General features: G+C 67.5%; 18 protein-coding genes. 8 read left to right on the top strand and 10 right to left on the bottom strand.

The features are described from left to right. Positions 1–40: 40 nt before the first annotated feature. The 4 genes from ACP7A3_RS10475 to ACP7A3_RS10460 all read left to right on the top strand — a co-directional run bounded on the left by ACP7A3_RS10475 (position 41) and on the right by ACP7A3_RS10460 (position 4,489). On the top strand, positions 41–1,063 hold the full coding sequence (locus ACP7A3_RS10475) for a ferritin-like domain-containing protein (protein ID WP_294210730.1): 1,023 nt from the start codon (positions 41–43) through the stop codon (positions 1,061–1,063). 374 nt (positions 1,064–1,437) lie between these two features. Then, entirely contained in the window at positions 1,438–3,345 is a 1,908-nt protein-coding gene (gene thiC / locus ACP7A3_RS10470; RefSeq protein ID WP_426255529.1) for a phosphomethylpyrimidine synthase ThiC, read from the top strand. Between the two features lie 66 nt (positions 3,346–3,411). Further along, the gene (locus tag ACP7A3_RS10465; protein ID WP_426255528.1) at positions 3,412–3,936 is read left to right on the top strand and encodes a hypothetical protein; all 525 of its coding nucleotides are present in this window, start codon (positions 3,412–3,414) and stop codon (positions 3,934–3,936) included. Beyond that, the gene (locus tag ACP7A3_RS10460; protein WP_244057108.1) at positions 3,926–4,489 is read left to right on the top strand and encodes a hypothetical protein; all 564 of its coding nucleotides are present in this window, start codon (positions 3,926–3,928) and stop codon (positions 4,487–4,489) included. The genes ACP7A3_RS10465 and ACP7A3_RS10460 overlap by 11 nt, the downstream gene beginning before the upstream one ends. Before the next feature lie 16 nt (positions 4,490–4,505). On the opposite strand, the gene ACP7A3_RS10455 is transcribed toward ACP7A3_RS10460, so the two are convergent. Together ACP7A3_RS10455 and ACP7A3_RS10450 are read right to left on the bottom strand one after the other, a co-directional pair. Beyond that, positions 4,506–4,772 (bottom strand): Txe/YoeB family addiction module toxin, encoded by a 267-nt coding sequence (locus ACP7A3_RS10455; RefSeq protein ID WP_294313685.1) that lies wholly within the window; start codon positions 4,770–4,772, stop codon positions 4,506–4,508. Next, positions 4,769–5,032, bottom strand: coding sequence for a type II toxin-antitoxin system Phd/YefM family antitoxin (locus ACP7A3_RS10450; RefSeq protein ID WP_426255527.1), 264 nt, complete (start codon positions 5,030–5,032; stop codon positions 4,769–4,771). Before ACP7A3_RS10450 ends, ACP7A3_RS10455 begins: the two co-directional genes overlap by 4 nt. 140 nt (positions 5,033–5,172) lie before the next feature. Here ACP7A3_RS10450 and ACP7A3_RS10445 point away from each other — a divergent pair, with 140 nt between their 5' ends. Further along, positions 5,173–5,886, top strand: coding sequence for a hypothetical protein (locus tag ACP7A3_RS10445; protein ID WP_017980373.1), 714 nt, complete (start codon positions 5,173–5,175; stop codon positions 5,884–5,886). 246 nt (positions 5,887–6,132) lie between these two features. Here the strand turns inward: ACP7A3_RS10445 and ung are convergent, their stop codons facing one another. The 4 genes from ung to pepN form a co-directional block, all read right to left on the bottom strand. Continuing rightward, the gene (gene ung / locus ACP7A3_RS10440) at positions 6,133–6,843 is read right to left on the bottom strand and encodes a uracil-DNA glycosylase (RefSeq protein WP_426255526.1); all 711 of its coding nucleotides are present in this window, start codon (positions 6,841–6,843) and stop codon (positions 6,133–6,135) included. Further along, complete coding sequence (locus ACP7A3_RS10435; RefSeq protein ID WP_017980375.1) at positions 6,844–7,173, bottom strand: alkylphosphonate utilization protein; 330 nt, start codon at positions 7,171–7,173, stop codon at positions 6,844–6,846. It lies immediately after the preceding gene. Between the two features lie 51 nt (positions 7,174–7,224). Next, the gene (locus tag ACP7A3_RS10430) at positions 7,225–8,541 is read right to left on the bottom strand and encodes a S41 family peptidase (protein WP_426255663.1); all 1,317 of its coding nucleotides are present in this window, start codon (positions 8,539–8,541) and stop codon (positions 7,225–7,227) included. 457 nt (positions 8,542–8,998) lie between these two features. Continuing rightward, positions 8,999–11,617, bottom strand: a complete 2,619-nt coding sequence (gene pepN / locus ACP7A3_RS10425; protein ID WP_426255525.1) for an aminopeptidase N — start codon at positions 11,615–11,617, stop codon at positions 8,999–9,001. Positions 11,618–11,736: 119 nt separating this feature from the next. Here pepN and ACP7A3_RS10420 point away from each other — a divergent pair, with 119 nt between their 5' ends. Then, positions 11,737–13,410 carry a M28 family metallopeptidase gene (locus ACP7A3_RS10420; RefSeq protein WP_426255524.1) on the top strand — a complete coding sequence of 558 codons (1,674 nt, stop codon included), beginning with the start codon at positions 11,737–11,739 and terminating at the stop codon, positions 13,408–13,410. Between the two features lie 142 nt (positions 13,411–13,552). After that, entirely contained in the window at positions 13,553–14,368 is an 816-nt protein-coding gene (locus tag ACP7A3_RS10415) for an NAD(P)-dependent oxidoreductase (protein WP_426255523.1), read from the top strand. Here the strand turns inward: ACP7A3_RS10415 and ACP7A3_RS10410 are convergent. Next, entirely contained in the window at positions 14,281–15,213 is a 933-nt protein-coding gene (locus tag ACP7A3_RS10410; protein WP_426255522.1) for a DMT family transporter, read from the bottom strand. The two genes, ACP7A3_RS10415 and ACP7A3_RS10410, sit on opposite strands and share 88 nt — an antisense overlap. Then, positions 15,210–16,211, bottom strand: a complete 1,002-nt coding sequence (locus tag ACP7A3_RS10405; protein WP_426255521.1) for a threonine aldolase family protein — start codon at positions 16,209–16,211, stop codon at positions 15,210–15,212. Before ACP7A3_RS10405 ends, ACP7A3_RS10410 begins: the two co-directional genes overlap by 4 nt. Positions 16,212–16,307: 96 nt before the next feature. Here ACP7A3_RS10405 and ACP7A3_RS10400 point away from each other — a divergent pair, with 96 nt between their 5' ends. After that, complete coding sequence (locus tag ACP7A3_RS10400) at positions 16,308–18,110, top strand: DUF885 domain-containing protein (protein WP_426255520.1); 1,803 nt, start codon at positions 16,308–16,310, stop codon at positions 18,108–18,110. 4 nt (positions 18,111–18,114) lie between these two features. On the opposite strand, the gene ACP7A3_RS10395 is transcribed toward ACP7A3_RS10400, so the two are convergent. Then, positions 18,115–18,423 (bottom strand): hypothetical protein, encoded by a 309-nt coding sequence (locus tag ACP7A3_RS10395; protein ID WP_426255519.1) that lies wholly within the window; start codon positions 18,421–18,423, stop codon positions 18,115–18,117. 67 nt (positions 18,424–18,490) lie between these two features. Beyond that, on the bottom strand, positions 18,491–20,689 hold the full coding sequence (locus ACP7A3_RS10390; RefSeq protein ID WP_426255518.1) for a transglycosylase domain-containing protein: 2,199 nt from the start codon (positions 20,687–20,689) through the stop codon (positions 18,491–18,493). Positions 20,690–20,801 lie beyond the last annotated feature (112 nt).

Here is a 20,801-nt window from a genome sequence, read left to right as displayed (position 1 = left end):
CGCCGACGCGCTCCATCCGATTTCGCCAGGGACAGACCCGATGACCGATCTTCCGACCGATACCATCCTTTCCGCGATCGCCGATCGCCGTGCCGAACGCCGCGCCTTCCTGCGCTATGCCGGCGGCGCCGCCGCTTCGGCGGGGGCGCTCTCGCTGCTCGCCGCCTGCGGGGGCGACACCGGCGGCACCGCGACGCCGACCCCCACCCCCACCGGCAGCCCGACGCCGATCGCCGCGGACGCCGACGTGCTCAACTTCGCGCTCAACCTCGAATATCTCGAGGCGCAATTCTACAGCTGGGCCGCCTTCGGCCAGGGCCTGAATCCCGGCCTCACCACCGGCGTCGGCATCGGCGGCACGGTGACCGGCGGCGCGCAGGTGCCCTTCCAGGACCCGGTCGTCGCGCAATATGCGCGCGAGATCGCCAAAGACGAAATCGCCCACGTCACCTTCCTGCGCACCGCCTTGGGCGCCGGAGCAAACGGCGTCGGCGCGGCGGTGGCGATGCCGGCGATCAACATTTCGGGCGACGCCAACGGTGCCTTCACCGCCGCCGCCCGCGCGGCCGGCGTGGTGGGCGCCAGCGGCACGTTCAACCCCTATGCCGACGACATCAGCTTCCTGCTCGGCGCCTATCTGTTCGAAGACGTCGGCGTCAGCGCGTACAAGGGCGCCGCGCCCGCGATCGGCAACAAAGTGTATCTGGAAGCCGCCGCCGGCATCCTCGCCGCCGAAAGCTATCACGCAGGCCTGATCCGTTCGGTCCTGTACCGCAAGGGCATCGACGCCTCGTCGATCCTCTACAACCCGGCGATCCTTAACAACGCGCGCCTCATCTCCGACGCGCGCGACAGCCTGGACGGCGCCAGCGACACCGACCAGGGCATCGGCGACACCACCACCGCCAACATCGTGCCGACCGATTCGAACGGCATCGTCTACAGCCGCTCGACCGGCCAGGTGCTCAACATCGTCTTCCTCAACAAGGCCGCGGTGACGGCCGGCGGCTTCTTCCCCAACGGCATCAACGGCAACATCCGCACCAGCGCCGCCAGCGGCTAACCCCAACAACTCCTCCCCCGCCAGGGGGAGGTGGCAGCGAAGCTGACGGAGGGGGAGGACGGCGGTACGTTGACGATAGTCCGCGCCCGCGACCTCCCCCTCCACCATTCGGCTGAAGCCGAACGGTCCCCCTCCCCCTGGCGGGGGAGGAATGGGATGGCGCCCTCCCGAAAAAGCGCGTAAACCCCTGTCATCCCCGGGGGAGCGCTACCGGGTTCCCATCAAAGTAATACTTTGATGGGGTCCCTATCGGCGCTTGAGAGGCGGCCACGAGGCCGCGACCCGCTGAACCTGATCCGGTTGACACCGGCGGAGGGAGGGAGCGGTTTCACACCCATGAACCGCCCGCTCTCCGTATTTGGAGAGCAAGACCCATGGCCGACATCCCCGCCCGCACCGAAATCGGCGTCACGACAGGTCCGATCCGCGGTTCGAAGAAAGTCCACGTCGGCCCGCTCAACGTCGCGATGCGCGAAATCCACCTCGACCCATCGTCGGGCGAGCCCCCCGTCCGCGTCTACGACACCTCCGGCCCCTATACCGACCCCAACGCCCGCATCGACATCATGGCCGGCCTGCCCCAGCTGCGCCGCCAGTGGATCGACGCCCGCGGCGACACCGAGGCGTACGACGGCCGCGCCATCCGCCCCGAAGACAACGGCCAGCTCGGCCCCGACCGGTCCGGCGGCGTCCCCCAATTCCCCCACACCGGCCGCAAGCCGCTCCGCGCCAAGGCCGGCGGCAACCTCAGCCAGATGCACTATGCCCGCCGCGGCATCATCACGCCCGAGATGGAGTACGTCGCCACCCGCGAAAACCTCGGCCGCGAACGTCTGCGCGAATACGCTCGCGACGGCGAAAGCTTCGGCGCCGCCATCCCCGATTACGTGACGCCGGAATTCGTCCGCGACGAGGTCGCCCGCGGCCGCGCGATCATCCCCAACAACGTCAACCACCCCGAATCCGAACCGATGGCGATCGGCCGCAACTTCCTCGTGAAGATCAACGCCAACATCGGCAACAGCGCGGTCGCCAGCAACGTCGCCTCCGAAGTCGACAAGCTCGTCTGGTCGATCCGCTGGGGCGCAGACACGGTCATGGACCTGTCGACGGGCCGCAACATCCACGACACGCGCGAATGGATCATCCGCAACAGCCCCGTGCCGATCGGCACCGTGCCGATCTACCAGGCGCTCGAAAAGGTCGGCGGCATCGCCGAGGATCTGACCTGGGAGATCTTCCGCGACACGCTGATCGAACAGGCCGAACAGGGCGTCGACTATTTCACCATCCACGCCGGCGTCCGCCTGCCCTACATCCCGATGACCGCCAAGCGCGTCACCGGCATCGTCAGCCGCGGCGGCAGCATCATGGCGAAATGGTGCCTCGCGCATCACAAGGAATCGTTCCTCTACGAACGCTTCGACGAGATCACCGAGATCATGAAGGCGTATGACATCGCCTACAGCCTCGGCGACGGCCTCCGCCCCGGATCGATCGCCGACGCCAACGACGAAGCGCAGTTCAGCGAGCTCTACACGCTTGGCGAACTCACCCACCGCGCCTGGGCGCAGGACGTCCAGGTCATGATCGAAGGTCCCGGCCACGTGCCGATGCACAAGATCAAGGCGAACATGGACAAGCAGCTCGAAGCGTGCGGCGAAGCGCCTTTCTATACGCTCGGGCCGCTCACGACGGACATCGCCCCCGGTTACGACCACATCACCAGTGGCATCGGCGCCGCGATGATCGGTTGGTACGGCACCGCGATGCTCTGCTACGTCACGCCCAAGGAGCACCTCGGCCTGCCCGACCGCGACGACGTGAAGGTCGGCGTGGTGACGTACAAGCTCGCCGCCCACGCCGCCGACCTCGCCAAGGGCCACCCCGCCGCCCAGGTCCGCGACGACGCCCTCAGCCGCGCGAGGTTCGAGTTCCGCTGGCGCGACCAGTTCAACCTGAGCCTCGACCCCGAAACGGCCGAGCAATACCACGACCAGACGCTCCCCGCCGAAGGCGCCAAGACCGCCCACTTCTGCTCGATGTGCGGCCCGAAGTTCTGCAGCATGAAGATCACGCAGGAGGTGCGCGACTTTGCGGCGAAGCAGAATGCCGGCATCGACACCTTCCTCAATTCCTCCCCGCTCCGCGGGGAGGGGGACCATGCGCAGCATGGTGGAGGGGCAGCCCCAAGCGAAACGGACGCCGAAGCCGGCATGGCGGAAATGAGCGAGAAGTTCCGCAAGAAGGGCAGCGAGGTGTATCTGCCGGCGGCTGAGTGAACCTACCACCACGCCGGCGAGGTCCCGCCGTTTCGGAGTAATCTCCGCTGGTCGCCGCTCGGGCGCTTGGCCATCGTTGCTGCGATGGCGAGCGGCGTGACGATAAACGGTGTTGGTTGGCGGGATGCGGCGATCCTGGCCGTGGCGGTGATCGTGGTCCAGGCGGGCGTCTATGCCGGTGTGGCATGGATGATCCCCAACCTCGCCGCGCGCGGGCAGTTCGGCGATGCGTTTGGGGTCACGAACGCGTTATTCTCAGGCCTGGCCGTCGCGGGACTGATCTGCACGTTAATCCTGCAGCAGGTCCAAATGCGCTCACAGCGCGCTGAGTCCGATAGCATCCGGACCGAGGCTGCAGCGACGCTCGCCGTCCAGCAGCGCTCGACGCATCTCAACGCGCTGACATTCCTGATGGGATATTACGATGACCGGCTCGCGCATCTGGCGGACCGGAATGCCGCCGGCCCGGCCGGAGCCGAGCTACTCCGAGAACGCAATACATACGCGGCACGGCGGGCGGAGTTGGAGCGCATCATTGCCGGCCTACACGGCGTCGTTGTAGCCGGCTTGGGAGAGCAGCATGTACGGTAACGTCCTCACCAACCGGCAGATCAGCCGTTTGCACAGCGAGCGGTTGTTACAGATCAGACCCTTCACGCCCGACGCACTCAAGGAAGCGGCCTACACGCTGAACCCCGGCCGTATCCTGCGGATGAACCGGGCGGGCCGCTGGAGCGTCGTACATTCGCTGCTGGAAGATGGGCCAACATTCGAACTCGCGGCCCATGAATATGTCATTGTCGAACCATCGCAGAGCGTCATGATCACCGTCGAAGGCATTATCGGCGCCTTCATCCAGACGTCGACCAACGTCGAAGAGGGATTGCTGGTCGTCGCTGGCCAAGTCGACAGCAAATACGGGACGCGCGGCGAGGCGCTGCGGTTCGGTGTTAAAAATCTGTTCGACCGGTCGAACACGATCTCGCTGCAAACGCGCCTTGTCCATCTTCAGCTCATCGATCTGCGAGGCAGCACGTCCGATCCGGTAACGCTGACGCGGCAGCAGGAGCGGGTTTGGGACGCCCGGCGCGACAAGAAACTTGAGCGCGACGACTCGGATGGGCCATTACCGCCGGAGGCGTAGTGGCCATCAAGGCTCATCAATAATGATATCGGCACTGCGCCACTTGCAGCACCTGCTCGTCACCGCTGCCAGCGACGCGATACACCAGCCGATGCTCGGAATTGATCCGGCGCGACCACCAGCCTGATAGATTACCGCCGAGTGGCTCGGGTTTACCCGTCCCCTTGAACGGGTGACGCCGGCATTCCTCGATCAGCGCATTGATCTTGTCGGTCGTCTTCGGATCGCTGTCTTGCCAATGGCGGTAATCGTCCCACGCCGTCGGCCAGAACGACACCCTCACGGAAACGCGACGCCTTCCTCACCCGCTTCGAACCCACGCACCGCCTCCAGCAAGCGCTCGGCGTTCTTGGGCGAGCGCAGCAGGTACAGCGTCTCTTCGATCGACGCCCATTCGCTCTCGGAAATCAGCACCGCACCCTCGCCGCGCTGGCGTGTGATGGCCAGCGGCGCACGATCGGCGACGACCTTGTCGATCATCGCCTTCAGGTTTTCACGCGCTTCGGAATAGCTGACGGCCTGCATGACAGCGAAGATGGACAACAACCTGTCCAATGTCAATTACCCGCCGCAATACGACAGCCTTTACCCCATAGGACGCCCTCACCCCACACCCCGCAGAAAACCGCGCCTTTCCGCCACCCCCCTGTCCTACACGCGCAAAACCTGCCCAATGGCGACGCATGTCCCATGCACCCCATCGCTCGCCCCGCCGCCGCAAGGCCGCGCCCCGTAACCCGCTCGATTTCGACACGGTCGAACTCCGCCATCGCCACGATGGCTGGACGCCGCAGCGGCAGGTCGACTTCATCCGCGCGCTCGCCGAATGCGGCTGTGTCGATAGTGCATGCAAGCGCGTCGGGATCAGCACCAGCGCCGCTTATGCCCTGCGCGCGCGCACCGATGCGCAAAGCTTCCGCTTCGCCTGGGATGCCGCGCTCGACCAGGCGATCCAGCGCCTGTCCGACGCCGCCTTTTCCCGCGCGATCCACGGCGTCGCCACGCCGATCTTCTACAAGGGCGAACAGATCGGCGAACGCCGCCGCTATGACGAAAAGCTGACGATGTTCCTGCTGCGCTACCGCGATCCCGTCCGCTACGGCGCATGGATGGATACGGTGCGCGCCGAGCGCTCGCCCGATGCTGCGACGCTCTGCCTCAACCGCATGATCGATCAGGTCGAGGCGGACGCCTATGCCCGCGAGGCCGGCGACCCGCTGCCGAAACCCTTCGTCCGCTACCAGCCGCCGCGCTTCGTGTCGGAGGCGGAGCAGGATGCGATCGAGGAGCGGGCCGCGGCGGCGCGTGAAGAGGCGGCGCACCGCGCCGAGCTGCGCGCCAGCGACGAAGCGTGGGAGCGCGACCTCGCGGCGATGGGCGACGCCGGCTCGGCGTGATTCCGGACGATGACGTACCGTCCACTTCGTCCACTTCCGCGCGCAATCGGCCCGAGGAAACCGCCTGCCCCCATCCCGTTCGCCCTGGTGAGCAGGTCGCCCAGCCTCCCGGCTCGGCTGAAACCATCCGGGGGATGGCTTCACCTGCTCACTGTCGAAGAGCGGGTCCGCCCACAGCATCTCGCTCGCGGACAAGCACCCTTCGACAGGCTCAGGGTGAACGGAAGGACGCGGCCATGCCTTGCCTCACACCGCCGGCAACGCCCAGTCCACCGGCCCGCGACCGTGCGCGGTCAGGAAGGCGTTCGCCTGGCTGAACGGCTTGCTGCCGAACCAGCCGGTATACGCCGACAGCGGCGACGGGTGCGGCGATCGCAGCACCAGATGCCGCCCGCCGTGCGCCACGTCCGTGACGAACGCCGCCTTCTTCTGCGCATGCGCGCCCCACAGCAGGAACACGACCGGCTCGGGCTTGGCCGCGACCGCGCGGATCACCGCGTCGGTGAACGCCTCCCACCCCCGGCCGGCATGCGCCGCGGCACGCCCCTGTTCGACGGTCAGCACGCTGTTGAGCAGCAGCACGCCCGCCCTCGCCCAGCGCTCCAGATGCCCGTGTCCGGGGACGGAGACGCCCAGATCGTCGTGCAATTCCTTGAAGATGTTGCGCAGCGACGGCGGCACCTTCACCCCCGGCTGCACCGAAAAGCTCAGGCCATGCGCCTGCCCCGGCCCGTGGTACGGGTCCTGCCCCAGGATCACGACCTTCACCGCGTCGAGCGGCGTCAGCTCCAGCGCCCGAAACCACTCGTTTGGTGGCGGAAGGATGGCCTTCCCCGCCGCCTCTTCCGCGCTCAGAAAGCGGCGCAGGTCCGCCATCGCGTCGCCCGCCAGCACCGGGTCGAGCGCCGTGCGCCAGCTCGGGTCCAGCCGCCGCCGGCCGATGTCCGCCACGTCCATTCAGCGCTTCCGCACGAACTCGGCGCGCAGCACCAGCCCCTTGATCCCGTCGAACTTGCAGTCGATCTCCTGCGCATCGCCGGTCAGCCGGATGCTCTTGATCAGCGTGCCGCGTTTCAGCGTCTGGCCCGCGCCCTTGACGGTCAGGTCCTTGATCAGCGTCACCTGGTCGCCATCGGCCAGCAAATTGCCGACCGCGTCGCGCACCTCGACGGCGCTGTCGCCGCCACCGCCCGCACCGCCGGACGCGGCCGCCTTCGCCGCCGCGTCGCTGGCGCTGATCCACTCGCCGCTCGCCTCGTCGTATACGAAGCTGTCGTCGTCCTGCATGTCACCCCCGATGTTGGTCGGGGGTGGCCATATCGGCAAAAGCGCGCGGCGTCAGTACAGCCCCGGCACCTCGCGCTGCGCCGGCGTACGGCGTTCGACCGGCGGCATCAGCGCCTCGCGCTCGGGCACGTCGGTCAGCAACGAGGCCCGCGTTGCCATCGGGCCGGTTCCGCTGCCCGCATTCGCGCTCGCGCTCGCCGAGGCGGAAATGCGCGTGCAGCTCTTGCCCTGCAGGAAGTCGAGCGCCGCCCGCGTCGATGCCTCGCGCGCATCGCCCATCGGATACGAAATGTCGTCGCCCGCTTGGCAGGTCGACACCATCGTGCTGGCGAGGCCGTTATAATAGGCCCCCTGCCGCGCCGCATTCTGCAACGCGAAGGCGATAACGCGCAGCCGGTCGTCGCAGGACTTCTGGTCCAGCGCGATCTGCCCCACCGGCTTGCCATAGGTGTTGCCGCCGATCAGCCCGTCGTTGGCGCCCAGATAGGGGACGAAGGCGTTGATGACGAACTCGCTGGCCGATGCGGTGCTACCCGTGCCGATAAAGGCGATCTTGGTCGCCGCGATGGCGTTCGGCTCGGACTGGAACAGATAGGTCGTGTTCTCCGACGCCTTTTCCGGACGGAAGGTCATGTAGCTCATCACGTCCGTCGTCGCGCGGTTGCCACCGAGCAGGTTGCTCATGACGACCGCAGTGTCGATAAGGCCACCGCCATTATAGCGCAGGTCGACGACGACGTTGGTGATGCCCGCCGCCTTGAACTGGGCGAAGGCGCTGCGCAGCTGGTCGTTCGCCGTGGTGATGAAGGTGCGCAGGTTCACGTAACCGTAGCGCTGGCCGTTGTCGGTGATGATCTTGACGCCGTACCGGTTGGACACCGGGCTGAGCGTGAAGTCGGTCTTCGTCACCGCCACGGTCCGCGTGCCGCTGGCGTCACGGATCTGGAAATAGCGCTGCGTACCGGTCGTGCTCGGCCCCAGCGAATCGCTCAGCGCGCTGCCGCCGGCATTGTACAGGCTGCTGACGGTCTGCAAATTGCTCGACGACGTGCCGATCGCCAGGATTTCCGCGCCGCGATCGATCCCCGCGGTCAGCGCCGGCGCGCTTTCATAGGCTTCGGTGACGTACAGCCGCCCCGACGAATCGAGCCCCAGCCGCCAGCCGAAACCCGCGCTGGACCCTTGGCTGTAATAGGCGTTTTCCTGCTGGATCGACGTCAGATAGGTGAAATACCGATCCTTGCGCTGCGACCGCGCCGTCGCGGTCAGCGCATCCAGATAATCGTCGACGTTGGTGTAGCCGCTCGGATCCAGGCTGTTCGGAAGGGTATCGTAGAACAGATACCATTCCTTCATCTGCGCCAGCACCCAATCCTGGCGGCTGCGCAGCGAACACCCATTGCTGGCGGTGGGGGTCGGCGTCGCCGTGGACGTTGGAGTCGGCGTGCTGCCCGTCGCCCCGCCGCCGCCCGATCCGCCGTCACCACAGCCCGACAACAGCGCCGCCAGCGCCAGAATCCCAACCCCACGCCGTACGCTCACACGTCTTCTCCCACCCCGAGACCAGTGCAGCCTATGCTTGCGCCGAAAGACACGCAACATGGATCGCAGTAACAACCGAATTAATCTGGATCAGCGTCCTGTCTTGCCGCAGCAGCACGTCGGCGGCACATCTTGGGCGACCGCGAACAGCAAGGACATCGGCACGTTCGACCGAAGTATTCGGCGTCGGCAAACCTTTATGCCGATCGGCGCGCGACTCCCCGATCGGTGGATCGCCAGCGGGGCTCGGCGTCCGCTCCCCCTCGCCCTGACCGCCGCCCGATCACCCCAGGCTCTTCGAGGCCTGTTCGAACAGGTCGCGCGACAGGCCGGGGACCGCGACGATCCGCTCCAGCGCGGCGCGCATCGCCGCCGACCGGATCGAATCGAAGCGCCGCCAGCGCCCCAGCGGCGGCAACAGCTTCGCCGCGGTCTGCGGGTTCAGCTTGTCGAGCTGGATCAGCTGTTCGGCGAGGAAGCGATACCCCGAACCATCCGGTGCGTTGAACGCACGCTGGTTCGCCCCGAATGCCCCGATCAGCGATCGGGCGCGATTGGGATTGGCGAGCGTGAAATCGGGATGCCGCGCCAGCTCCTCGACCAGCCGCCCGGTATCGTCACGGCTGGCGAGCGCCTGCGTCTGGAACCATTTGTCGATGACCAGGCTGTTGCCGGCATAGCGATTGTAGAAGATGTCGAGCGCCGCCTCGCGCTCGTCGGAATAGCCGCTCGCCAGCGTCGTCAGCGCCCCCTGCCGATCGGTCATATTGTCGGCGCGCTCGAACTGGCGGAAGGCGAGGCTCGCCGCGTCCCCCGCACCACTCGCGGCGATATAGCCCAGCGCCACATTGCGCAGCCGCCGCAGCCCCTTGGCGACCGGCGTATAGGCATAGGCCTCGCGCGGACCCGCCTCATAGGCATGCCGCCACACATCGGCGAGTTCGGTGCCGAGTGCCCGGCGCAGGCTTTCGCGCGCCGCGAAGATCGCATCGGGATCGACCAGCGCCAGCTGGTCGCCGATGAAGCTCTCGGACGGCAGCAGCACCGCCTCGGCGATGAAGGCGGGGTCGAGATCGCGATTGCCCAGCGTATCGGCGACCGCGGCGATCACCGCACCATGGTCCGCCCGCCCCTCGACCGCACCCGCCACCAACGTATCGAGCATCAGCTGCTGCATCGCCTCGTAGCGGGCGAACGGATCGTCGTCATGGCCGCTGAGGAAGGCGAGGTCGGCGGCGCTGCGATCGCTTTCGACGATCACCGGCGCCGAAAAGCCGCGGTTGATCGACAGGACGGGGCGTTCGGTGACGCCATCGAACACGATCGTGCTCGCCGCCGCGTCCAGCAGCACCAGCCGCTCCGGCCCGATCGGCTGGCCCGTCTCCGCGCCGAACAGCCGGATTTTCAGCGGCAGCACCATCGGCTGCTTCGTCTCCTGCCCCGGTGTCGCGGGGACGTGCTGGGCGAGGCGCAGCGTCGCACGGCCCTCGCCCGCCTCATGGCCCAGACTGGCGGCGACACGCGGCGTGCCGGCCTGGCTGTACCACAAGCGGAATTGCGTCAGGTCGATGCCGCTCGCCTCTTCCATGCAGGCGACGAAATCCTCGCACGTCGCCGCCGTCCCGTCGAAGCGGCTGAAATACAGGTCGGTCGCGGCGCGGAACGCCTGGGGTCCCAGGATCGTCGCCATCATGCGGATCAGCTCGGCGCCCTTGTTGTAGATCGTCGCCGTGTAGAAGTTGCTGATCTCGAGGTAGCTTTCGGGACGCACCGGATGCGCGAGCGGGCCGGCGTCCTCGGGGAACTGCGCCGCACGCAGGCCGCGCACGTCCTCGATCCGCTTGACCGCCGCCGACCCCTGATCCGCCGAAAAGCCCTGGTCGCGATAGACGGTGAAGCCTTCCTTCAGCGACAGCTGGAACCAGTCGCGGCAGGTGATGCGGTTGCCCGACCAATTGTGGAAATATTCGTGCGCCACCACCGCGGCGATCGCGTCATAATCGTAATCGGTGGCCGTGTCGGGATCGGCGAGGATGTAGCGGCTGTTGAAGATGTTCAGCCCCTTGTTCTCCATCGCGCCGAAGTTGAAATCGTCGACCGCAACGATGTTGAACACGTCGAGGTCGTATTCGCGGCCATAGACGCGTTCGTCCCACGCCATCGACAGCTTCAGCGCGTGAAGCGCATGATGCGTCTTGTCGATATCGGCGGCGCGCACCCAGATGCCCAGCGCGACTTCGCGGCCCGATTGCGTGACGAAACTACCGCGATTGACCGCCAGATTCCCTGCGACGATCGCGAACAGATAGCTGGGTTTGGGGAAGGGATCGTTCCACTCCGCCCAATGCCGCCCATCCTCCAGGTCGCCGCTCTCGACCGGATCGCCATTGGCGAGCAGCACCGGATAGCGCGCCTTGTCCGCCACCAGCCGCACGCTGTAGCGGCTCAGCACGTCGGGCCGGTCGGGGAAATAGGTGATCCGGCGAAAGCCTTCCGCCTCGCATTGCGTACACAGGATGCCGCCGCTGGCGTACAGGCCCATCAGCTGCGTGTTGCGTTCGGGGGCGATCTCCACCTCGGTCTCGACCATATGCGCGTCGCCGGTCAGCGGGACGACCAGCTGCTCCCCCTCGATCCGCCAGTCGCGCACCGCAACGCCGTCCACCCGCACCGCCAGCAATTCCTGCCCCGCCCCGTCGAGCCGCAGCGGCTGGCCCGCACCGCCATCGGGATTGCGCATCACCGACAGCGTCGCCGTCACCCGCGTCGCGGCGGCATCCAGATCGAACACCAGCCGCGTTTCGGGCACGGCCCAGGCCGGCGGCCGGTAATCGTGCCGACTGATCGCCGCGGCGGGCGCGGAGACGGCGGGCTGGGCGATGCTGTTGGAAACGTCGAGCATGGGTCCTTTATAGGAGCCCCCACGCCCCCCGCCAGCCATCGCTTGCGGCCTTTTCCGGTATCTTGCCACCCGCGGCGGTGCCGTTACGCTGGCACGATCGATAGTCGGGACTTTCCAGCATGATCCGTATTCCCGGCGCGCTTGCCGCGCTGACCCTCGTCGCGTCCGCTCCCGCCCAGACCGGCCCTACCAACATGGCCGCGGCCGACACCGCAGCCATCCTGCCGGCCGATCAGGCCGCGATGCGTACGCACGTCATGTTCCTCGCCTCCGATGCGTTGCGGGGGCGGGAGGCGGGAACGCCGGATTACGACGTCGCCGCGCAATACGTCGCGGCGCAATTCCAGGCGGCGGGCCTGCGCCCGGCGGGCGATGCCGGCAGCTACCTGCAACACGTGCCGCTGACGATTTACAAGGCGGCGAGCGAAGGCACGATGCGCTGGACCGACGCGGCAGGACGCACCCGGCCGCTCGTGTTCGGTACCGATTATATCCCCAGCCCCAACCCGGCGCGCGCCGATACCAGCGTCACGGCGCCGGTCGTCTTCGCCGGCCGCGGCATCGCCGCGCCGCAATTCGGCGTCGACGACTATCGGGGCATGGACGTGCGCGGCAAGATCGTCGCGATCTTCGCCGGATCGCCGACGCGTTTCCCCGGCGAAGAGCGGGCCTATTTCGGCTCCGCCGCCACCAAGGCGCAGATTGCGGCGGCCCGTGGCGCCATCGGCATCGTCATGCTGGATGCCCCGCGCGCCGGTCCGCGCCAGCGCCCGTTCGCGGCGCTGGTCGGCGGCTATGCCTCGCCCAAGACCACCTGGGCCAAGCCCGACGGCACCGGCACCAGCGCCGCACCCACCACCCCGGTGCTCGGCACGCTGAGCCAGGCCGCCGCCGCAACGTTGTTCGAGGGCGCCGCGACGCCCTGGTCGGCGATCGTCGCCGAAGCGCAGCGGGCCGATCCGACCTACACGCCCGTCGCGCTCAAGGGCACGCTCGCCGCAACGACGCGGACCAGCTTCACCCCCGCCGCCAGCAGCAACGTCGTCGGCATCGTCCCCGGCACCGACCCCACGGTCGGCAAGGAGGTTGTCATCCTGTCGGCGCACCTCGACCATATCGGCGTCTCGCCCGCCCGCCCGGACGACGCGCCCGGCCGCGATCGGATCAACAACGGCGCGCTCGACAATGCGATCGGCATCGCCAGCCTGATCGAAGAGGCCAAGCGCTTCGCCACGGCGCCCACGCGGCCCAAGCGGACGGTGATGTTCCTCGCCGTGACGGGCGAGGAGAAGGGGCTGATCGGATCGAGCTATTTCGTCGACCATCCGACCGTGCCGCTCCAGACGATCGTCGCGGACATCAACCTCGATATGCCGGTGCTACTCTACACGTTCGAGGATATGATCGCCTTCGGTGCCGACCGTTCCAGCCTCGGCCCGATCGTGACAAAGGCGGTGAACGCGATCGGCATCGGCCTGTCGCCCGATCCGATGCCCGAACAGGGGTTCTTCACCCGTTCGGATCACTTCAACTTCGTCAAGAAGGGCATTCCATCGCTGTTCCTGTGGCCGGGGGTCAAGGGCGCCGGCGCCAAGCCGTTCGAGGATTTCCTCAGCCGCTGCTACCATCGTCCCTGCGACGACCTCAGCCAGCCGATCCTGTGGGATCAGGGCGTCCGCTTCGTCGCGACCAATTACGCCATCGCCCGCGCCGTCGCCGACGCGCCGCAGCGCCCGACCTGGAACAAGGGCGATTATTTCGGCACCACCTACAACGGCCCGATGGCGCAGTGAGTGGCCCCTCCTTCTCGTCACCCCGGACTCGGTCCGGGGTCCACCGGGCCGCAAGGGAACGGCAAGCGGCGCCAGCCGTCCCCCTAGCCGCAGAGTGGACCCCGGAACGAGTCCGGGGTGACGGAGCATGCGGGGAAACCCCATGCTCCTGATCTTCGGCCTCGGCTACACCGCCGCCCGCATCGCCGCCGCCTGGCCGGACGCGACCATTGGCACCACCCGCGACGGCCGAAACGGCACGCTCCGCTTCGACGACGAACCTGCCGTCCGCGCCGCGCTGGCCACCGCCACCCATGTCCTGTCCTCGGTCCCGCCAGAGGGGGACGCCGACCCCGTCCTGTCCCGCTACGGCGATGCGCTGCACGACCGCTGGCTCGGCTATCTGTCCTCGACCGGTGTCTACGGCGATGCGGGCGGCGCCTGGGTCGACGAAACCGCCCCCACCGGCACGGGCCGCCGCTCCGCGCGCACCGCCGCCGATGCCGCCTGGCTGTCCCGCGGCGCGCATGTCTTCCGCCTGCCCGGCATCTACGGCCCCGGCCGCTCGCCGCTCGATCGCGTGGCGGAGGGGCGCGCCCATCGTGTCGGCCTGCCGACGCAGGTGTTCAGCCGCGTCCATGTCGACGATATCGTCGCCGGCGTCCTTGCCGCCCGCCCCGCCCCGCCGGGCGCCTACAATCTCGCCGACGATCGCCCCTGTCCGCAGGACGACGTGGTCGCATTCGCCGCCGGGCTGCTCCGCCTTCCGCCGCCACCGATCGTCGCGCTGGAGACGCTCTCGCCGATGGCACGCGCCTTTTACGCCGAGAACCGCCGCGTCGCGAACGGCAAGGCCAAACGCTTGCTCGGCTGGCGCCCGGCCTATCCCGATTACCGGTTGGGCCTGCGCGCGCTCAATGCGATGACCAGTCCGATGCCGGCCAGCCCTGCGCCCGCCGCGGCGAGCGGCGACCAGTGATAATCCTCGAACAGCGTCGACAGCAGCATCGCGATGACGGGGACGATGACGCTGGAATAGGCCGCCTTGGCCGGCCCGATCACGCGCAGCACGCGGTAATAGAGCGGGAAGGCGAAGGCCGAGCCGAACAGCCCCAGATACAGGATGCCCGCCCAATAGCCCGCGCGCATCTCGACCACCGGCGGTCCGGTCAGCGTCCAGGCGACCGCCCCGTCGATCGCCGCCCCGATCAGCATCGCGACCGCCAACGTCGACAGCATCGGATAGCGTTTCGCGGTCGGCGTCGCCTGCAACACATTGGCACCGGACGCCGACAAAATGGCGATGGCGGTGAAGCCGATCCCTGCCAGCGTCGCCGCGGCGCCGGCCGGTCCGGTCCGCGCTTCGTGCAGGAACAGCAGCGCGATGCCCGCCATCGCCACGGCGGACCCGGCAATCAGCTGACGCCCCATCCGCTGGCCGAGAAAGAGGCGCGCCAGCAGCGCATTGGGCACGAGCAGCATCGCGAAGACCACCGCGACCAGCCCCGACGTGATGTAATGTTCCGCCCGATAGACGAAGTTGAAGTTCAGACAGAATTGCAGCAGCCCGACCGCGCCGGCGAACATCCAGCCGCGTGTATCGAGCGCCCACCGTTCGCCTTTCACCTTCGCGACCAGCGCCATCGCGATGCCTGCGACGATGAAGCGATACGTCACCGACCAGCTCGGCGGCACGACGCCCAGCTGATCGCGGATCACCAGCCACGTCGATCCCCAGATCAGCGTGACGATCGCGAACGGGATCAGGATCGCGGCCCGGGTCGATTGCGGCGGCGGCGCCCCTCCCGTCACGGTGTCGCTCACAGCGCCGCGATCGCCTTGGCGAGTGCCGCGACATGATCCGCCGCGCTGTCCCACGCCGTCACCAGCCGGATTTCGCCGGGCGCCCAATCGTAGAAATCGAACCCCTGCGCTCTCAGCGCCGCCGCTTCTTCGGGCGTCACCCGCAGGAACACCTCATTCGCCTCGACCGGATGGACCAGACGGCCGCCGGCCGCCGCCGCGAGTGCGCTGGCGCAGGCATTGGCGGCGCGTGCGTTCGCCAGCCACAGGTCGTCCTCCAGCATCGCGATCACCTGCGCGGCGAGATAGCGCCCCTTCGAAAACAGCAGTCCGGCCCGCTTGCGGCGATAGCGGGTCACGTCGGCAAGGTCCGGGCGGAAGAAGACCAGCAGTTCCGCACTCATCGCGCCGTTCTTGACGAAGCCGAAGCTGAGCGCGTCGACGCCCGCTTGCCACGTCACCGCGGCGGGCGTGCAGCCGAGCGTCGCCACCGCATTGGCGAAGCGCGCACCGTCCATGTGCAGGCCCAGCCCACGGCGCTTCGCCAGCGCGCCGATCACCGCCACGTCGTCTGGCGTGTAGACCCGGCCATATTCGGTGGCGTTGGTGATCGAGATCGCATGCGGCTGCACGCGGTGGACGTCATTGGGGATCGCATCGGCCACCGCCGCGATCGTCTCGGGCGTCACCTTCGCACCGTCACCATCGGCCAGGAACAGCTTGGCGCCATGGGTGAAGAATTCCGGCGCGCCGCCCTCATCGTTCTGGATATGCGCGTCGCGGTGGCAGATCACCCCGCCATGCGGCGGACACAGCGCGGCGAGCGCGAGGCAGTTAGCCGCGGTTCCGGTCGGCACCCACAAGGCCGCGACATCCGTGCCGAACAGATCGGACAGACGCGCATCGAGACTGCGCGACAGGCCATCGCCGTCATAGGCAGTGTCGAGATGGTTGGCGTCGGCCATCGCCGCCATCACGCGGGGATGCACGGTCGCGGCATTGTCGGAAAAGAAGCGCATGCCCCTGCCTTGCGGCGCAACGGGGTACAGCGTCAACCATGGCTATCGCATCCCCGCCCGGCCTTGCTAAGTGCTGCTGGAGAAGGGGATTTATAGATGCGTTTTCTTGCTGCGGCCTTGCTGCTCGCCTCCGTCGCCGCGCCGGCCCTCGGCCAGGCGCTGCCGCCGCCCGCCCCGCTGCCCGGCGATGGCGCGGAGGATATGAAGCTCAAGCGCCTGTTTTACGACAGCGACGAACGCGATCTGGCGCTCAACCCGATCAGTGCGATCTTCCGCGGCGACCTGCGCTATGCCGATCGCTTCGGCGATTACATCAGCGATCCCGCGACCGCGCGCGACAAGCGCAACCTCGAATCCGACCTCGCCGCGCTGAAGGCGATCGACCGGTCGAAGCTGACCCGCGTCGACCAGCTCGCCTATGACGTGTTCCGCAATCAGGCGGAGATCAACCTGCGCGGCTATGCTCCCGCGATCCAGGCGGTCGACCGGCTGCTGCCGATGGATCATTTCAGCGGCTTCCAGACCTTCTATCCCGATTTCGCGGGCGGCAAGGGGGCGGCACCGTTCAAGACGGTCACCGATTACGAAAACAATCTGAAGCGCAACGCCGGCTATGCCGCGCTGTACGATCGCGCGATCGCCCGCTTCCGCGAAGGCATGGCGAAAGGCGTCGTCCAGCCGCGGCTGGTCGTGGAGAATATGATCGCGCAGTTCGATGCGCTGATCGCGCAGGGCGTCGAAGGATCGGTGTTCTACGCGCCGGTCACGATGTTCCCCGCCAGCATCTCCGCCGCCGACCGGCAGCGGCTGACCGCGGCCTATGCCGCGCAGGTTCGCGACGTCATCACCCCGGCGCACACGCGCATGCGCGATTTCCTGAAGACCGACTATCTGCCCAAGGCGCGTGCGACCGTCGGCCTGTCGGCCTTGCCCGGCGGCGCGGCGCTCTATGCCTATCGCATCGAGCAGAATACGACGCTGCCGCTGCCCGCCGAGCAGGTCCACCAATTGGGCCTCAGCGAAGTCGCGCGCATCACGCGCGAAATGGAGGCGCAAAAGACCGCTGCGGGCTTCACGGGCACGCTGCCCGCCTTCTTCGACTATCTCCGCACCGAAAAGCGCTTCCAGCCAACGAGCGCCGAAGCCGTGCGCGAAGGTTTTGAAGCGATCGGCAAGCGCATCGACGCCCGCGTGCGCGAACAGTTCGGCGTGATCCCCAAGACGCCGCTCGAAATCCGGCCGGTGCCCGATTACCGCGCGAAGAGCGATGCGGCGGGTAGCTACCAGGGCGGCACCCCCGACGGGACGCGGCCGGGCGTCTTCTACTACAACACCTATGACCTGCCGGTCCGCTACACCTGGGGCATGGAAACGCTGTTCCTGCACGAAGCGGTGCCGGGCCATCACTTCCAGATCAGCCTTGCGCAGGAAAATGCCGCGCTGCCCGCCTTCATGCGCTTCGGCGGCAACACCGCCTATGTCGAAGGGTGGGCGCTCTATGCGGAAACGCTGTGGAAGCCGCTGGGCATGGAAACCGATCCCTACCAGCGGATGGGCGGCCTCAACGACGAAATGCTACGCGCGATGCGCCTCGTCGTCGACACCGGCATCCACGCCAAGGGGTGGAGCCGCGAGCAGGCGATCGATTATATGCTGACCCACTCCGCCATGGCAAAGACGGACGCGACCGCCGAGGTCGAACGCTACATCGCCATCCCGGGGCAAGCGCTTGCCTATAAGATCGGGCAGCTCACCATCCTGAAGCTGAAGGCGGAAGCGCAGGCCAAGCAGGGCGCATCCTTCGATCCGCGCGGCTTCCACGCCGCGGTCCTCGACAGCGGCGCGCTGCCGATGCCGGTGCTGGAGGACAAGGTCCGCGCGTGGATGGCGACGAAGTAATGGATCAGCGGGCCGGGCCGGGATCATTCTCGGCCAGGAACCGTCCGACCATCTGCCGCACCGTCTGATTGGGAATGCCCTCATAGGCCGCATTGAAGTCGTGGCCGGCATAAGGGAGAGGGCACCACCGGATCGCATTCCCCCGGCGGCCGAGCGCGGCGAGTTGGTGGCCGCCGGCTATCGGCAGGATCGGGTCGTCCTCCGCCGCTAGGATCAGCGTCAGTAAGCACGGGCTGGCACAGTGAACGGTGACCGGAAAAGATGGGCCGACATCAGCCGGAGCTGCACCGGCTGCATCGTCCCTCCGCGTCATCGCCGCAGGAGTAGTTTGTAAAGCCGAAGGTTGGGCTGATTCATCGAAATGCCTTGGGCCGTCCGGATCATTCCCGTTCGCCACCCTCATCACCCCGTGCACGCGGCTCGCGAGGCTCTCGTGGGGCATCCGGTTCGCGGTCGCGGCCGGGCGTGATGCTGATGCTGCCGTCGCGCCCCATCTTCATCTGCAGGCCCAGGCCGTCGAGCGTTCCTTCGACCTCCGGCCCCGCCTGGTCGATCATGTCGCCGACGGGGTCTTCCGGCCCGACGATCGTTTCGGGATCGCTGGCATTCTCCTCGACCACCACCGGTGCCTGTGGCGGCGCGAGGCCGAGCGCGGAAACCATGAAGTTCCGCCAGATTTGCGCCGGTACGCCGCCGCCGTGCAGGCCAGGATTGGGCGAGCTGTCGTCGTTGCCGACCCAGACACCGACGACCAGATCGCCGGCAAAGCCGATAAACCACGCATCGCGGCTCTGTTGCGACGTGCCGGTCTTGCCATAAGCGTCCGTGCTCAGCACGGCCTCGCGTCCCGTACCGCGCAGCGACGACGACAGCAGGTCGAGCATCTTCTCGCGGATGTCGTCGGGCATCTTGGTGGTGCCGCCGGTCAGCGATTCGTACCAGCTCTTGTTGTCGCCCGTTTCTTCCAGCCCGCGCGGTCGCACCGGATATTGGCCGTTGGCGATCGCCGCATAGGCTGCGGTCAGTTCGAGCAACGAGACTTCCGCCGTGCCGAGGCCGATCGTCGCCTCGTTCGGGATCGGCGTCGTGATGCCCAGGTCGCGCGCCGCCTTGATGACGTTGCGCACCCCGACTTCCTGCGTCAGCCGAGCCGCGACCACGTTGGACGAACGCGCGAAGGCACGGCGCAGCGGGATGGGCCCCAGATAGCGCCCATCGTCGTTCTTCGGCTTCCACCCGGCGATCTCGACCGGCGTGTCGTCCGCCATCGTGTCGGGCGTCATGCCCTTCCGCATCGCGGCAAGGTAGACGAACAGTTTGAACGTCGATCCGGGCTGTCGCTGCGCCTGCGTCGCCCGGTTGAACGGGCTTTTGGTGTAATCCTTGCCGCCGACCATCGCGACAACGCGGCCGTCGCGTCGCATCGCGACCAGCGCCACTTGCGCCTGCCGCAGCCCCGCCTGCCGCACGACACGTTCGGCGGTGCGCTGCAATCGGCGGTCGAGCGTCGTCTTCACCGTCGCTTCGGTCTTGATCTCGCCCGCCTGGTCGCGCGCCTGCGGCAGCACCCAGTCGGCAAAATAGGTGCCGCTCGGCAGGCTCGTCGGGCGGCTCGCCAGCACGCGCTGCGGCTGGACATCTGCGGCTTCGGCCTTGGTCAGGAACCCGGCATCGACCATCGCGCGCACCACGACCATCTCGCGCTTGCGCGCACCTTCCAGATTGCTCGTCGGGGCAAGGCGCGAGGGCGCCTTGACCAGCCCCGCCAGCATCGCCGCCTGCCCGATATTCATCTTTTCCGGTTCGCGGCCGAAATAATGTTTCGACGCCGCGCGCAGGCCATAGACGTTGTCGCCGAAATAGACGTTCGACAGATACCGCGACAGGATTTCATCCTTCGACAGCCACGCTTCCAACCAGAAGGCGATCATGACCTCGCGGATTTTGCGCGCCGCGGTGCGGTCTGAGTCGAGAAAGGCGTTCTTGGCGAGCTGCTGCGTGATCGTGCTGCCCCCCTCCCGCACGCCGCCCGATCCGACGTTGTGGACGAAAGCGCGCAAGATGCCGCGCGGATCGATGCCCCAGTGCGACCGGAAGCGCCGGTCCTCGATCGCCAGAAACGCCTCGGTGACGTGCGGGGGAAGCTTGGCGGCGTCGACCGGCTTGTCGATGATCGCCCCCCGCCGGGCGATCGGCGTGCCGTCGTCCGCGGTCAGCGTAATCGACGGCGGCGTCGGCGGCTGCAGCGACTTGCTGAGTGGCGCGGTCACGGCGAGCCAGCCGATCGCGATGACCAGCAGGACGATGCCCGCGGCGATACCGCGCAAAATCCAGCGGCCGATATGGCGAGGCCGACGGGGCGGCGGCTCTGCCACGGCGTCCTGTTCGGAATCGAGGAAGGCGTCGAACCGCCCGGCGTACCGATCCTCGTCCGGCGCCCGCGCCTCGTCGCGACGCCAGCGCGGCGCCGATTCGAAGCGATCTTCCCCGTCGTCGAGGTCGTAGCGCTGGCCGATGCTGCCGCGGCGGTTGGTATCGATCGGTTCGTGACGCATCGGCTCGTCCCAGCGGTCAGCCATGACGTGTATTACTATCCTACAACAGCACGCGCAAGGGCCGGACGCTGTGGGGGAGGTGCAGGCCCATTTACCCTTTTGCAGGCGCGAACGCCAGCGGCTGGCGCAGGCTCGC

The sequence above is a fragment of the Sphingomonas sp. DC5200-1 genome, assembly GCF_049897245.1.
GTDB lineage: Bacteria > Pseudomonadota > Alphaproteobacteria > Sphingomonadales > Sphingomonadaceae > Sphingomonas > Sphingomonas aquatilis.
This window is presented reverse-complemented; position numbering and strand designations above follow the sequence as displayed.